This is a genomic window from Streptomyces sp. NPDC002580, from assembly GCF_042889485.1.
GTDB lineage: Bacteria > Actinomycetota > Actinomycetes > Streptomycetales > Streptomycetaceae > Streptomyces.
The window spans coordinates 670,733-685,231 of record NZ_JBIAQZ010000002.1 but is presented as its reverse complement, the minus strand read 5'-3'; the positions used below and the strand labels follow the sequence as shown (position 1 = coordinate 685,231).

Genomic DNA, 14,499 nt, shown 5'->3' with positions numbered 1-14,499 from the left:
TGGTCAGGTGTTGGCTGCTGCGGCGAACCGGGTGTTGACGTCGTCCCAGTCGACCAGGTCCCAGAGCTTGGTGACGTAGTCGGGTCGGACGTTCTTGTACTGCAGGTAGTAGGCGTGTTCCCAGGCGTCGAAGACCAGCAGCGGGGTGGCGCCCTGGCCGACGTTGCCGTGGTGGTCGTAGACCTGCTCGACGATCAGGCGCTTGCCGAGGGGTTCCCAAGCGAGCACGCCCCAGCCGGATCCCTGGACGGACGCGGTTGCGACGGTGAGCTGCTTCTTGAACTGCTCGAAGCCGCCGAGGTGTTCGTCGATGGCGTCGCCGAGGGCGCCGTCGGGGCGGTCTCCGCCGTCCGGGGAGAGGTTCTGCCAGAAGATCGAGTGCAGGACGTGTCCGGAGAGGTTGAAGGCGAAGGTCTTCTCCAGTCCGACCAGTGAGGTGGGCGTGATCTGGTCCTTGTCGCGGACCTCGGCGATCTGTTCGAGGGCGTCGTTGGCGCCCTTGACGTAGGCGGCGTGGTGCTTGGCGTGGTGGAGTTCCAGGATCTGCCCGGTGATGGCCGGCTCCAGCGCGGCGTAGTCGTAGGGCATGTCGGGAAGCTCGTAGGTGCCCATCAGGCACGTCCCCTTTCCGGGTGAGTGATCGGCAGGGGGACAGCCTATGCCTCTATTGCGAATAACTTGCAACAACAATAGATGTGCATCAAGATGACCTGTGGCGGGGTCGGCCCGTCAGTCTTCGGTATCTGAGCGCCTTCCGTCCGTCGGCGTGTCCTTCCCGCAGAGTGATCGTCTTCTCACCCGGCACCCGCCGGTCCCGGCCGGCCCCGCTGTCGCAGGTCCGGTCCGCCGCGTGTGCTGAATCGGAGGCCAGGGACGTGCCGCTGCGAAGCCTGGCCCGCTGGACGACGTCGTGGGAGAGTGAAAACGCCGGGAACACGGCCAGAGGCATGCCCATCGAGGCGGCCCGCCGGATCGTCATCCTCGAAGACCAGCCAGGGGAAGCCCGGCGCATCAACGCCGACCACCACCGCCGCGCCGCCGGGTCGAAGAATCCCCAGCGTCCGTGTCCAGCCGGAAGAGGCCGGGCGGGCTCACAGCGATTCCTTCGCCTTCCGGGCTGAAACGGGACCTCGCCGGACGCTCCCATGGGCCGCCGGGCGTTCGCCGGCCTCGAATCCTCGCCACGAGCTGACCCACCGGGTCGGGGACGCCCCGGTACTGAACCGTCCACGCACCTGTCATCTGATTCACCGATCGTCATCGCACCCCCTTGGTGGCCGTCCCCGCCCGCAGGGCGCCTGGCCGGAGGCCGTGTCGTCGCGAGCACGTGGCAGATGCTCACGGGCCGGGGGCGGGCGGTGTGCCCAGGTGCCGAGGGCACCGACGAACGGTAGAACGTAAGGGTGAGGGAAGAAGACAGCCCTGATGAGGATGCGCGGCCGCATCGTGTGGCGAGGCCGGGCATCGACTACCAGGCGCTGTTCGCGGTCGCCCCGAACTCCTACATGGTGCTGGGCCCGGACCTGGTGCTCGCCGACGTCAACGAGAGGGCCTGCCGGGTGACCGGCCGCACCCGGGAGGATCTGCTCGGGCGGTACCTCTTCGACGCCTTCCCCGACAATCCGGTGGACCCGGATGCTGACGGGGTGCGGAATCTGCACGCCTCCCTGCACCGGGTCCTGCGTTCGAAGGAACCGGACACGATGGCGCCGATGAAGTACGACATTCCCGTGGCCGACCGGCCCGGCGTGTTCGAGGAGCGGTGGTGGTCCGCGATCAACACCCCGGTGCTCGGGCCGGACGGGCAGGTGGAGTGGATCATCCACCGCGGGGAGGACGTGACCTCGTTCATCCTCTCCCACCCCCGCCCGCGAGAAGGCGGGGCGCTCAGCGACGCGGAGGCGATGGAGGTCGAACTGTACGCGCGGGCGCGCGAGCTCAAACGGCTGAACGAGGAACTGCGCCAGGCCCACGCCCGGGAACGTCAGGTCGCCCTCACCCTGCAGGAGGCCATGCTCCACTCACCCCACCTGGCCCGGCACCGGGACACCGCGGTGCGCTACCTGCCCGCTGCCGGGTCGCTGAACGTGTGCGGCGACTGGTACGAGGTGGTCGACCTGCCCGAGGACAGATTCGCCGTCGCGGTCGGCGACGTCGTCGGCCACGGCCTGGAGGCCGCCGCCGTCATGGGCATGCTCCGCAGCGCGCTGTCCGCCTCGGTCCGGGCCGTCGAAGGGCCCGCGAGGGCCCTGGACGTCCTGGGCCTGTATGCGCGTTACGTGGAGGGTGCGCTGGCCACCACCGTCTTCCAAGCCGTCATCGACCTTCACGCTCGCCGCATCATGTACAGCAGCGCCGGCCACCCGCCCCCCGTCCTGCTCCACCCGGACGGCACCTGCGACCTTCTCGACCAGGCCACCGACCCGCCGCTGGGAGCCCGCCCCAAGCACATCCCACGCCCCCAGGCCGAGCTGCCCTACACCCCTGGCGACACCTTCGTGCTCTACACCGACGGTCTCATCGAACGCCGCGGCGAGGACATCGACGTCGGCCTGCGGCGCCTCACCGACGCGCTCGCCCGCCATGCCCGCCACAGCCCCGAACGTCTCGCCGACGCCTTGCTCGCGCACCTCGGCGTCAGCAGCGGCGCCCGCGACGACATCGCTCTGATCGTCATCCGCCTGTGACCCGCCGTCGGCTGTCACGCGTTCTGTCGCGCGCCGCGAGCTGCGCGAGGAAGCGGGAGGTGCTGCCGGGCGGAGCCGCAGCTGCGGCCGGCGCCGAAGGTGCGCTGCGGCCGGTTGACGAGTGCCGAACGAGAAGCGGCTCCGCCCTCCGGTGAGGAGGGGGAGCCACCTGCTGGGATGCCGCTGCCGGGTCAGGCGTGGCGGCGGTTTCCGGTGAGGACCCGGTACAGGGCGAGGAGGATGAGCGAGCCGACGATGGCGGCGATCCAGGTGGAGAGGTCGAAGAAGCCGTCGATGGAGTCGACGCCGAAGATGACCTTGCCGAGCCAGCCGCCGAGGAGACCTCCGGCGATGCCGATGAGCATCGTGATGATGATGCCGCCCGGGTCCCTGCCGGGCATGAGCGCCTTGGCGATGATGCCCGCGAGCAGACCGATCAGTATCCACGCGATGATGCCCATGTGTATCTCCTGCCTGGTCGTATAAAGACTGCGTCAAGAGACCGTCTGATCCCTGCCGGCGATTTCAAACCCGGGGCGCGGGTCGGCGGACACCGGGCGAGGGGCTCGCGGCACCCGCAGGCCTACCGCGGCCTTTGGCTCGGGGCCGTGCTCCGCCTTGGAGGCACGGTGCCGAGCGACGTCACGCGAGCGGCAGGGTGCGGGGCGCCGGAGGGGGAGGGGCCCGGGCCGCAGGGCACCCCCATCTGCTGGAGGCCTTCCTCGCTGTCGCTGTCCCTGTCAGCTTTGTCAGCGTCTCGTGGGGCCGCCTCGTCCGCCTCGTCCGACGAATCCGTCGTGGGGGTGTCATCGTCGTCGCGCTGTTGGTCAGGCATGTCCCTGGGTACAGGGGCGCCTGCCTCGCGTTGCCCCGTCATGGCCCCTGCCTCCGTGTGTCGCTTGCGAGCGGAGCTCCGAGGCCCTTCATGATCGCGCCTGCGCCCCGCCAGTGCCGCCGACGGCGGTTCCTGTGACACGAGTGCCCTCTCTCCTGGTCCCTACCGCTCTTCGGAGAAGCACCCGGGAGTCCATGCGGCGGGAAGACCTACGGCGGTACCGACTGGGCGGGAAGGAGGTGTAGCGCCGATCTTCAACCGCATAGTCGGCCCCCTCGCCGGGAGGTGTCGGCCGACGCCGGAACCGTCGCCGTTGTCGCCGGTCCTTCGCGCGCCACGGAGACGGCCCGGCGACGTCGGCTGCCCCGGCTGCCTCCCGGGGCCTTGGGCGGCGAGCAGATAAGCCCGCGGCTTGCCTGCGACGACGGCCGCCGCCGGGCCGCCCCGGCACATGGGCGGCGGCCGGTACGCGGCGCGCTCGCCGTGGGGGGCGTGCCCAGGGCGGCGCGGGGGCCGGGGTACCTGGGCCGAAGATCGTGCGGTACGCGGCAGAGCGACAACGCGAGGGGACACGACCCCCGTACGGGGTACGCGAGCGTCACGACGCGGGGCGAACCGACGCGCTGCTTGAGGGAAAGCCGACGAATGAAATTCGATGACGACGCCGCCCTGGACACGTCCGAGGTTCAGGACAATCGCGGTGGCGGGCTGGGCGGCATCCCGGGGGGCGGGAAGACCGTCGGCGGGGGAGTGGCCGGGCTTTTGGTGCTGGTCGTATCGGTGCTCTTCGGCGTGGATCCTGGCCTGTTCGGCTCGGACGGCACCACCACCTCGTCGGGCACGTCCGCCGCCGACCTGAAGGCCGACTGTAAAACCGGAGCCGACGCCAACCGCAAGGAGGAGTGCCGGATCGTCGCCGTGGTCGACAGCGTCCAGGCGTTCTGGAAGCAGACGGAGACGACCGCCGGCAAGCCTTACGAGCAGGCCCCGACGTTCCTTTTCACCGACAGCGTGAACACCGGCTGCGGGAGCGCCAGTTCCGACGCCGGCCCCTTCTACTGCTCGGCCGATGACAAGGTCTACCTCGACCTCGGCTTCTTCAACGACTTGAGCAGCAAGTTCGGCGCCAAGGGCGGTCCCTTCGCCGAGGCCTACGTCATCGCGCACGAATACGGGCACCACTTCCAGGACCTCGCCGGCACGATCTCCAGGGGCAGCGGCCAAGGCCAGAACAGCGGCTCGGTGAAACTAGAGCTGCAGGCGGACTGCTACGCCGGAGTCTGGGCCCACCACGCCACGACCACCCCTGACCCAAAAAGCGGAAAACCGCTGATCGCCGAGCTGACCCAAGACGACATCAACCGCGGACTGGACGCGGCCGCCGCCGTCGGCGACGACCGCATACAACAGCGGTACCAGGGCAAGGTCACACCCGACACCTGGACCCACGGCTCCGCGAGCCAGCGCCAACAGTGGTTCTCCACCGGCTACGGCTCCGGCAGCATCGCCCGCTGCAACACCTTCGGCTGAGACCGCCGGCGAAGGGGGGGGAGAGGTCCGAGCGACGAGAAAACCACGCTCCTTCTCCCCCCTGCACGTCCTGAACTGCGGTAGGCGCCCTCCGCTCCGGCGGTCGATTCATCCCGATGTTCCATCCCTGGACACGGCCTTGGCACGCTGGTGTCGGGTCACGCCAGGAGACGGTGTCCTCGCCGGTGAGACGGCAGGTCGTGAGGCCGGTCATGGCGAGGCGGATCACGGCTTCGGAGCGGTGAGGGCGGGTTTCGCAGCCGCGGGCCAGACAGCGGTGGAGCACGAGCCGGTCTGAATCCGATCGACCATCCAGCGTTCCGGGTGCGAATCCGCAGGCGCCGAAACCGCGTTGGACGACTTCGAGGACGATGTCGAGGGCGGCGGCGTGCTCGACGGAGCGCTCGCGGCAGCCGCCGTCGCTCCAGACCTTGCGCAGACAGAGAGCGAACCGAGTGCGCTGAATGGTGCGCATGAGGGGTACACGAGCCGGCATGGCATCCAAGACCGAACGCATCATGTCCCTGCGGGCCTTGCGGCAGCTGCGACGGGTTCGCGCCTTCTACGCTGTGGGCGCTGCCCTGTGGGTGGTGTCGAGCGCCTGGACGGGCTGGCAGTCTCCCGGCGGACGGCAGATGTGGATATCCGTCCTCCTGTCGGCCATCTTCACCGGCCTCCTCCTCGCCGCTTCCCTGTGGCTGCAGCGCCTCCGGGCGGTGACGGCGGACTTGCCCGGCCCCGCCCACCACGCAGCTTCAGCGTCACAGCGGACGACCGGGCCCCGCCACGCACACGCCTGACTCCTCGTCAGCGGTGGGCAGCGGAAACCGCAGGCCACCGCCGGTAGGCTGCGGTGGTGCGTACGATCGAGGTCTTGCTGGATGAGGCGGCGGACCTGGTGGTCCGGGAGGCCTGGCGGCGGTTGGCAGATGCGGGGCTGCCCAGTCAGGCGCGCCACCGCTCACCGACCAACAGTCCGCACCTGACCCTGGCTGCCTGCCCGGAGCTGACCGCCCCGATCCGCTGGGAGCTTGCCGAGGTGGCCGCCGCTCTGCCGCTGCCGGTGCGGTTCACCGGCGTGGTCCGCTTCGAGCGGCCGGGCTCGGTGCTGGCCTGGGCGCTGGATCTCGACTCCGCACTGGCCCGATTGCACGGCCGGGTGTGGGAGGCGGTGGCCTCGGACACCGCGCCCGGGACCCTCAACCCCTTCCATGAGCCTGGGCGCTGGAGCCCGCACATCACCCTCGGCCGTACCCGGCGCGCCGGTGCCTTCGCCGGCCGGCGGGTCCCCGAACTGTTGCCGGCCCCGCCGCTGTCGGTCCAGCTCACCACCCTGCGCAGCTACGACACCCAGACCGGCGCTCTGGAAGTGCTGGGGCCCCGCTCCTGAGCGACCCCGCCCCGACCGGTCAGCCGCAGCCCTCGGCCTGGGCACGGTGCGCCGGCTCGTCGGTCCACCGGTCGTCCACGGCCCTCACCCGCCCAGCCTTCCAGCAAAGGACGGCGCCACTTGCAGCCCACCGCACCCGCGTCCTCATGCCGAAGGCCGCGCCTTGGCCTCCGCGCGCCCGGCTGAGTCTCCCACCGGTCGTGCCGCGGACGACGGGTGCGCGGGCCCACGTTCGCACCCGGCAGCGCCAGAGTGCGTGGAGACCGGAGCTCCTGGAGCCGGCCGACCCCTGCTTCCGCCCGCGGCGGCATGAACATCTGGCACCCCGGCCCGGCCCGCTCTTGCTCCTGCTCCTGCTCCTGCTCCTGCTCCTCAGGATGTCGTTGATCGTTGTGAACGAGCTGGAACCCAAGGGTCCCGGCCGACCGACTCCCTGGACGGGTGACCTTCCCTCCACTCACCTGGCGACTTTGGCATGAAGGTCTCCGCAGGACCGGCAGAGCAGAAATCGCGTGGTCACACGCTCAGGGGGTACCCGACCTGCCAGGAGATCCCGGAAGGGCCGTCGGATGGAAGGACTGCCACGTGGAACCCGCCGACTGGTTGCTCACCCCCGCTCAGCGGGGGAATCCCGCGTCGCGGGTGGACCGCCGTCATGCCGACGGTGCGGCGTGGTCCACGGGCAACGACGTCCGCCCCCTGGTACACGGGGCGGTGTACTTCGCCGAGCTGCTCGCGGCCGTGCGGGCGCAGCGGGCCCGCGACATGTTGATGTTCACGGACTGGCGGGGTGACCCTGATGAGCTGCTGGCCGGTCCGGAGAGCGCCGTCGGCGACGTGTTGTGCGACGCCGCACGCCGCGGTGTGGTCGTCAAGGGGCTGGTGTGGCGCTCGCACCTGGACCGGTTCCAGTTCAGCGAACAGGAGAACTACCACCTGGGGGAAGAGATCGAGGAGGCGGGGGGCGAGTGCCTGCTCGACATGCGGGTGCGGCCGGGCGGCTCGCACCATCAAAAATTCGTGGTGCTGCGCCACCCGGGTCGGCCCGAGCGGGACGTCGCCTTCGTCGGCGGGATCGATCTGTGTCACAGCCGTCGGGACGACGCCGCTCATCAGGGTGACCCGCTGGCGCAACCCATCGCCGACGCCTATGGTTCCCGTCCGCCCTGGCACGACATCCAGTTGGCGGTGCGCGGGCCCGCCGTCGGTGATGTCGAGGCCACGTTCCGTGAGCGGTGGACCGACCCGGCTCCGCTCAGCCGCAGCCCGCGCAGCCGGCTGAGGGCGGCACTTCGGGGCGAGGACACGCGGGCGGATCCGCTCCCGGTACAGCAACCAGACCCGGGCCCGCGCGGTTCCCACACGGTCCAGATCCTGCGCACCTACCCGAACCGCATCAAGGGCTATCCGTTCGCTCCCGACGGTGAACGCAGCGTCGCCCGCGCCTACACGAAGTCCCTGCGGCGGGCACGTCGGCTGATCTACCTAGAGGACCAGTACCTGTGGTCGGACAGTGCCGTCCAGCCGTTCGCCCAGGCTCTCGCGGATCATCCGGGCCTGCGGATGATCGCCGTCCTGCCGCCGCTTCCGGACCAGGAAGGGCGGATCAGCACACCGATGAATCTGCTGGGCCGGATCCGCGCCCTGGAAGTCCTGCGTCGGGCCGGCGGTGACCGGGTGGCCGTCTACAGCCTGGAGAATCACGCCGGGACGCCCGTGTACGTCCATGCCAAGGTCTGTGTCATCGACGATGTCTGGGCTTCGGTCGGTTCCGACAACGTCAACCGGCGCTCCTGGACGCACGATTCGGAACTCAGCTGCGCTGTCCTCGACGAGACCCGTGACTCCCGTGAACCGATGGACCCCGGCGGCCTGGGTGACGGCGCCCGCGTCTTCGCGCGCGAGCTGCGGTTGTCGTTGAATCTCGAACACCTTGACCGCGAGGGGGACGGGGAAGCGGCTGCACTGTGCGAACCGGGCCGCGCCTTTGCGGCCTATGCCGACGCGGCCGCGGCTCTGGACGCGTGGCACGACGGCGGCCGCCACGGTCCGCGACCGCCGGGACGGCTGCGCACCTATCACCCGCCGCGCCTGTCCCGTATGACGCGGGCCCTGACCGACCCGCTCTACCGGGTCGTCGCCGATCCCGACGGCCGTCCGCGCTCCCTGCGCCGGCAGGGCGCCTACTGAGGGTGTGTCGATTCCCTCGAATCGTGGAGACCCTCCAGCTGACCCGTTGCTGGGATCGGCCCAGTAGTCCTGTTCGTAGTCGATCGGGCTCTTGAAGCCGCACGCGCTGTGTAGCCGACGGCGGTCGTTGAAGTCGGTGATCCAGGTCGCGGATCGCGCGGGCGGGCAACCCGGACGGTACGACGGCGATGTGGGTGAGAGACCGCCTCGACGGGTTGGGGGGCGACGAGGACTTCGCCGACTGGTATCCGCGCGACGGACGCCCGGTCCTTCGGCCGCCCCACGGGCCACCGTCTGTGTGCTGCAGTTCCTGTCGGTCGACTTCAAATACGCGCTGGCCATGGGGCTGGATGATCCCGGCTTTCACCACGGCGTGTCGGCCTGGTGGGGCTCTTTGAAAATGGCTCTGTCCGCAGTTCCGTGAATCCCCAGGTCGGCGGAGCGAGCGAGGGATCGTTTCGGCAGAGTATGTCCCGGCATGGCGAGCAAGACGGTCGAGGCTGTGCTGTTTCCCGGGATCGATGTGCGAGTGGAGCGCGTCAGTGACTCCTCCGACGTCCTCGTGGTGGAGGCGGTGTCCACCGCTCGGCCGGGCTGGTGCCCGGACTGTGGGACGCAGGCGAGGCGTAGACACAGCACGTACCAACGTGCCCTGGATGAGAGGCCGTTGGGCTCTCGCCGGGTCATGGTCCGGCTGCGGGTCCGCCGGTACTTCTGTGACCGGAAAAGCTGTTCCCGTAAGACGTTCGTCGAGCAGGTGCCAGGGCTGTCCGAGCGGCACCGCCGCTCCAGCACCGGGCTGACAGGCTGGCTGCGGTCGATCGCGATCGAGCTCGGCGGCCGTCCGGCCGCACGGCTGTGCCGCCGCCTGCGGATGGCTGCGGGCCGGACCCGGCTGCTCAGGCTGCTGGTAGCGCCGTCGGTTCCGGACCGTGCGCCGCGGGTGCTGGGGGTGGACGAGTTCGCCTTCCGCAAGGGCTGCACCTACGGCACCGTGCTGGTCGACGTCGAAGCCGGCCGGGTCGTGGACGTGCTGCCCGACCGCACCTCCGAAACCTTCGCGGTCTGGCTCCGAAGCCATCCCGGCGCCGAGATCATCTGCCGGGACCGGGCCACCGCCTACACCAAGGCGGTCAAGGAAGCCGCCCCTCATGCCCTCGAAGTCGCCGACCGGTGGCACCTGTTGCAGAACCTGTTCGCCGCAGTGGAGAAGACCTGCCACCAGCACCGCGACTGCCTGCGCAAACGTGCCGAGGAGGAGACGGTGACCGAGGTGCCCCCGATGCTGTTACCGCCCGCGGAACTGCCCCGCAGCCAGATTATCGAACGCACTCGCCATCGCTACGAGGACATCCACTGCCTGCTGGATAAACGCTGGACGATCAGCGCCATCGCCCGCCGTCTGAACCTCGACCGCAAGACCGTGCGCCGCTTCCGCGACGCCGACCTCGACGAGTTGCTGGCCTCCGCCCGCGAGCGCCGCCCCAACGGCGTCCTGGAGCCGTTCAAGGCATACCTCAACACCCGCTTTACCGAAGTACAAGGCCAGGTCAGCGGCACCCGGCTGTTTCTGGAGATCCAGGCTCGCGGCTACCGCGGCAGCCGCCAGGTCGTTCGCAAACACCTCGCTGCCCTTCGCGTGGGCACCGCCGCCCCGGTCCGGGTCGACATTCCTAGCCCCCGCAAGATCACCTCGTGGATCATGCGGCCCCGGGAGGCGCTCACCGAAAGCCAGGACGAGCGACTCCTCCAAGTCCGGCTCGCCTGCCCGGACATCACCCGGGCCTGCGATCTCGCTCGGGCGTTCGCCGACCTGGTCCGTCACCAGCGCGGCTACCTGTTGCTGGAGTGGATCCGGCAGGCCGAGCAAGACGCGCCGAAGCCCATGAAGGGCTTCGCGGGCTTTCTCCGCCAGGACCTCGACGCGGTGACCGCCGGTCTGACCTTGCCATGGAGCTCCGGGGTCGTCGAGGGGCACGTAAACCGGGTGAAAACACTCAAGCGAGCCATGTACGGCCGAGCCTCGTTCGAACTCCTCCGGGTCCGGATCCTCACGCAGTCCGTGAGCGGCCTGACGGCGATCAGCGATCAGGTACAAGGACAGGAAGGCGCAGGCCCTTTGGTCGACCCGCCGTAGGCACTTCATGTGCTCGCATGTGCCGGTCAGTCCTGGGCGCTTCGTGCTCTACCAAGCATTCCAGAGCCCGCCGTGACGGTGGCGGACCGGAGGGATATCTGCGTCGTCAAGGTCGTGGCCGGCGTGGTGCAGTCCGCGGATCCGCTGGGCTTCGAGTCGACCCTGGAGCCGGGCCCGGCTTTCAGCCGTAGCGATCTCGGCAGAGAACGAGCCCTTTCTGCAATAGAGCACCATCCACTGCCAGGAGGTGATCCGGTGCAGCATCTTCGTAGGGGCAGGGCGACGGCCTTCGCGGGCGGCCTGGGCCAGTTCAGCGTGCATGTAGCGCAGGTCGTACAGGGACATCGCCTCCGAAGCGACGTCTCGGACGCGGAGTTGCCTGGGAGTTGTGCGGACGGTTCGGGACATCGAGAGCCTCCGTAGGGCCCTCTGGGCTTTCCAGAGGTACCTACGGAGGGTGCGTAGTGGTCAGCACGACTCAGCCCCCTCGTCGGTCGGACGATCTACCAGCAGGACAGTAGTCGCGCGGAGGCGTGGAGGCCGGGATTTTTTCCTCGCTCCGTTGCCAGGTCATGCCACTCCAAGATCATTCACGGAACTGCGGCCAGAGCCTTGAAAATCCCCACCCCCTGCTCGGGGGTGACCCCAGACCTGCTCGATGGATCTCCCCACGTCGCTCGCAGCCGGCCGGTTCCAGGGGCGGTGTGTGGCCGACTCGGCCACACACCGCCTGCCGAGGGCGGCTTGCGCCAGAGCCCGCCACGTGTGGGAGCTCGTGCCTGGGAGACAGCCTTTCATCGGGGTGTGCGCGCTCCCGGCGGTACATCCGGACGTAACGGTCAGCGGGAGAAACTCGACAGGTCTCAGACACGGGGCCAGTCCTGGCCGGCTGTCACCTCGCGTGCGACGTGACGCCACTGGTCCTCTCCGCCAGGCAGGGGCCAGGCCCAGGTCGGTTGTTCCGCGGTGTTCAGGTCATGGAGGAGGCGGACGAGCTGTGGACCGGCGGTGGCGGCGCCGTCTGGGACGGTGGGGCCGTGGACGGCTCGGAGTTCGGCAAAGCGTGCCAGTTCGTCTTCGTAGAAGCCCACGGCCTGATCGATGCGTTCGGCCAGGTCACCGCTCGGCACCGTGCGGTGCAACTGCAGCAGCGGCGGCTCGACGGATTCGGCGATCGCCGCGGCAAGGCGCGCGTGCCCGTCCAGGATCAGATGGCAGTCCAGGCCGCTGACCCACCACAACAAGACGGGCGGGAGCGTCCCTTCACGGGCCTGCTTGCGGTACGCCTTGACCCGGCTGTCGTCGGCATCGGGCATGGGCCGCAGCGGAAGGACCTCCCACGAATGGGAATGGAAGAGCCAGTCGATGTATCCGTCCGGATGGCCGTCGACGAGCATCGAGCCCCAGTACTCGGCGTGCGAGGTGTCAGCGTGACGCCAGCGCCGGAGTGGACTCTCGCAGGAGAGCAGCCACCGGCCCTCGTGCAACGGGCTGTCCGGCGAATCAATGAGGTACTGCGCAAAGCGGTGAGCCCACCGTTCCGGGCTGCCCGCCAGGGCTCGCGCCACATCGGCACGCAACGGCGGGACGAAGGAGCGGTACGCGTCGGTGCGCCAGAAGTCCACGCCCTGGAGCTGCTCGTCGACCACAGCGAGCAGCACGGGCCGCGACAGCTGGGAGACCAGCAGTTGCGGGCCGGCACTGAACACGCACAGCCCCGGCTGGTGGCGGCCCTTCACGTCCAGGGAAAGGCCCACCCACGCGCCGTCGTCCCTCGTGACATCGCTGCGCTGCATGCCGAGAGCCTAGATGCCGCTGCGGTTGACCCCGATGGCCCCCTTGGCCGTCCGACACGACCCTCCCCACTCCACGAGCCGGTGGCCTCGGCCGGAATCACGCGCGGGTGCTCGTTGAAGCTCCTCACTCCGTTGAACTCCGCACCGAATGAGGCGACGAGCGACCCTGGCTGATTTCGGAGATCCCCATCAGGTCGACTTCCGCGAGCGCATTGCCCACGGCTCGCCCGACGCCACAATCTGCTCGAGGTGCCGCTGGCGGACCCGGCCATCACTGCGCCGGGAGTACAGGCAGTGCAAAATCACCTGCTGAGTTCCGGCCAGGGGCGGCCGCTCCGAGTCGGAGCTCGGCTCCTCGTCGTAGATGCGCGACGGGATGGCGACGGTCTCGCCCTGCACCTCGACCTTGAAGGGCGTCGTCGGCGCGAGCCTGGCCTCCGGCACGACCGCCAGGACACTCCGCACGTCACCGGCAAGACGGGTCGGAAACGCTGCCACCAGGGCATGGGCGACGTTCGACGGATCCCGAGGCGGCTGCACGGCAGGAGGACGAGCGGCGAACCTCTCGGTCTCTCAACCGCCCGCCTCAACGTCGCAGGACAGTCCTTGGCCATCGGAGCGGCAGGGCCGGTTGCTCAACCCGCGCAGTCCTCGCCGTGGCTTTGTTCACGAGAACGGACAGCAAATGTTCACGACTTCGGGAGGCGCTGTCGTTCGATTCCTCGGGCGGCCCTGACCGATACGGCCTGGTCCGCGCTGCCCACAACGCGGGGCACAGCTGCTGTCCAAACGGGTCTCGCCCCGGACGTCCGAGCCGGTGGATCACGCCGGTTCGACCGGAAGCCACAATTCGCAGGTCGCCGTACTGAAGTCGTCCGCGCGCTCCAGGATGGCGACGATCGAGGGGCCGGGCCGCAGCTGCCACGGGTTGGAGGGGAACCACTCGGTGGCGGTGGCGGCCCAGGTCGTCTGCAGGGCCTGGGGGTGCGGTCCGCTGGTGCGGAAGACGGCCCACTGCCCGGCCGGCACCTCGATGACGTCGAGGTCGTCGGGGGCGGAGGTCTCCTTGGTGAGGGCGATTCCGTGCAGGTAGATGAGTTCGCTGCCCTCGGTGGCGTCGGGATCGAGGCCGTCGCTGACCTGCAGCATGCCAGAGGGCTCGGTGTTGCTGAGGGCTTTCAGGCGCAGGTGTTCCTGGGGTGGCAGTGCGGCGATGTGCTTCTGGATGTGCGGGTTGATGCCCTGGTGGATGAGCGGAACGCGAGCGGCGTACCCGACCAGTCGGAATGCGGGGCGGTCGACGAGGTGAGTGTCCATGGGGTTGCTCCCTTCGACGGTCAGACGGAATCTGACCTGCGGTTGTATGCGCAAGGGGCCTCCGTCACGGCGCACATCGCTGGGGCTCGCGCCGTGGACCGCTCGGAACGCGCGTCCGAACGCCTCACTGGAGCCGTAGCTGTAGCGGACGGCGATGCCCAGCAGATCCGCCTCGCCGCGCACGACGTCGCCGGCCGCGACGGTCATGCGCCGACGCCGCACGTACTCCGACAGCGGCATACCGGCCAGCGAGGAGAACATGCGGCGCAGGTGGTACTCGGTCATACCGAGCCCTCCCGCGAGCTTGTCCACGTCGAGTTCCTCGCCGAGGTGTTCTTCGACGAGATCGACCAGCTGATTCAGTGCCGAGATCATGAGGCCTCCCTTTCGCCTTCAACCCTGGCAGTGAGCGCCCGAGCGGCGCCCGATCGCGACGGTCCGGTTTGATCAACCATGTTTCGAGTCAAGCCCACTACTACTCACACCCTGACCATGATCAATCTCAGCGCCAATCGCTGTACCGATGTTCCCCGAGGCCGAAGAGGAGTGAGCGCTGGAACCCCACGCCCAGATCAAGCCACGACCAACAGCACGCTGGCCATCTGCAGCTGTTCGAT

General features: G+C 69.2%; 13 protein-coding genes and 1 pseudogene. 8 read left to right on the top strand and 6 right to left on the bottom strand.

Translation table 11 applies throughout. The annotated features are described in order from the left end of the window. Positions 1-3: 3 nt before the first annotated feature. Positions 4-612, bottom strand: a complete 609-nt coding sequence (locus ACFYW7_RS09450; protein WP_389499797.1) for a superoxide dismutase — start codon at positions 610-612, stop codon at positions 4-6. A 329-nt stretch (positions 613-941) separates the two neighbouring features. On the opposite strand from ACFYW7_RS09450, the pseudogene ACFYW7_RS09445 reads away from it, so the two are divergent. Together ACFYW7_RS09445 and ACFYW7_RS09440 are read left to right on the top strand one after the other, a co-directional pair. Continuing rightward, positions 942-1,121, top strand: a pseudogene (locus tag ACFYW7_RS09445) (hypothetical protein); the annotation flags it as partial. A gap of 384 nt (positions 1,122-1,505) precedes the next feature. After that, positions 1,506-2,687 (top strand): PP2C family protein-serine/threonine phosphatase, encoded by a 1,182-nt coding sequence (locus ACFYW7_RS09440; RefSeq protein ID WP_389500412.1) that lies wholly within the window; start codon positions 1,506-1,508, stop codon positions 2,685-2,687. A 191-nt stretch (positions 2,688-2,878) separates the two neighbouring features. Here ACFYW7_RS09440 and ACFYW7_RS09435 read toward each other — a convergent pair whose 3' ends face one another. After that, positions 2,879-3,148: a GlsB/YeaQ/YmgE family stress response membrane protein gene (locus ACFYW7_RS09435; protein WP_389499795.1), complete on the bottom strand. Its 270-nt coding sequence runs from the start codon at positions 3,146-3,148 to the stop codon at positions 2,879-2,881. 1,019 nt (positions 3,149-4,167) lie between these two features. Between ACFYW7_RS09435 and ACFYW7_RS09430 the strand changes: the two genes are divergently transcribed. From ACFYW7_RS09430 to ACFYW7_RS09405, 6 genes are all read left to right on the top strand, one after another. Then, positions 4,168-5,052 (top strand): neutral zinc metallopeptidase, encoded by an 885-nt coding sequence (locus ACFYW7_RS09430; RefSeq protein ID WP_389499793.1) that lies wholly within the window; start codon positions 4,168-4,170, stop codon positions 5,050-5,052. Positions 5,053-5,546: 494 nt separating this feature from the next. Further along, complete coding sequence (locus ACFYW7_RS09425) at positions 5,547-5,852, top strand: hypothetical protein (RefSeq protein WP_389499791.1); 306 nt, start codon at positions 5,547-5,549, stop codon at positions 5,850-5,852. 74 nt (positions 5,853-5,926) lie between these two features. Then, a complete protein-coding gene (locus tag ACFYW7_RS09420) occupies positions 5,927-6,442 on the top strand; it encodes a 2'-5' RNA ligase family protein (protein ID WP_389499789.1) in 516 nt (171 codons plus the stop codon). 585 nt (positions 6,443-7,027) lie between these two features. Then, entirely contained in the window at positions 7,028-8,632 is a 1,605-nt protein-coding gene (locus ACFYW7_RS09415) for a phospholipase D family protein (protein WP_389499787.1), read from the top strand. A 298-nt stretch (positions 8,633-8,930) separates the two neighbouring features. Continuing rightward, the gene (locus ACFYW7_RS09410) at positions 8,931-9,056 is read left to right on the top strand and encodes a hypothetical protein (protein WP_389499785.1); all 126 of its coding nucleotides are present in this window, start codon (positions 8,931-8,933) and stop codon (positions 9,054-9,056) included. Positions 9,057-9,110: 54 nt separating this feature from the next. Next, positions 9,111-10,769 (top strand): ISL3 family transposase, encoded by a 1,659-nt coding sequence (locus ACFYW7_RS09405; protein WP_389499783.1) that lies wholly within the window; start codon positions 9,111-9,113, stop codon positions 10,767-10,769. A gap of 48 nt (positions 10,770-10,817) precedes the next feature. On the opposite strand, the gene ACFYW7_RS09400 is transcribed toward ACFYW7_RS09405, so the two are convergent. The 4 genes from ACFYW7_RS09400 to ACFYW7_RS09385 all read right to left on the bottom strand — a co-directional run bounded on the left by ACFYW7_RS09400 (position 10,818) and on the right by ACFYW7_RS09385 (position 14,257). After that, on the bottom strand, positions 10,818-11,114 hold the full coding sequence (locus ACFYW7_RS09400) for a hypothetical protein (RefSeq protein ID WP_143670079.1): 297 nt from the start codon (positions 11,112-11,114) through the stop codon (positions 10,818-10,820). Positions 11,115-11,632: 518 nt separating this feature from the next. Next, positions 11,633-12,565 carry a hypothetical protein gene (locus ACFYW7_RS09395; protein ID WP_389499781.1) on the bottom strand — a complete coding sequence of 311 codons (933 nt, stop codon included), beginning with the start codon at positions 12,563-12,565 and terminating at the stop codon, positions 11,633-11,635. Positions 12,566-12,754: 189 nt separating this feature from the next. Next, positions 12,755-13,063 (bottom strand): hypothetical protein, encoded by a 309-nt coding sequence (locus ACFYW7_RS09390; protein ID WP_389499779.1) that lies wholly within the window; start codon positions 13,061-13,063, stop codon positions 12,755-12,757. A gap of 324 nt (positions 13,064-13,387) precedes the next feature. Further along, the gene (locus ACFYW7_RS09385) at positions 13,388-14,257 is read right to left on the bottom strand and encodes a GyrI-like domain-containing protein (protein WP_389499777.1); all 870 of its coding nucleotides are present in this window, start codon (positions 14,255-14,257) and stop codon (positions 13,388-13,390) included. Between the last annotated feature and the right edge of the window lie 242 nt (positions 14,258-14,499).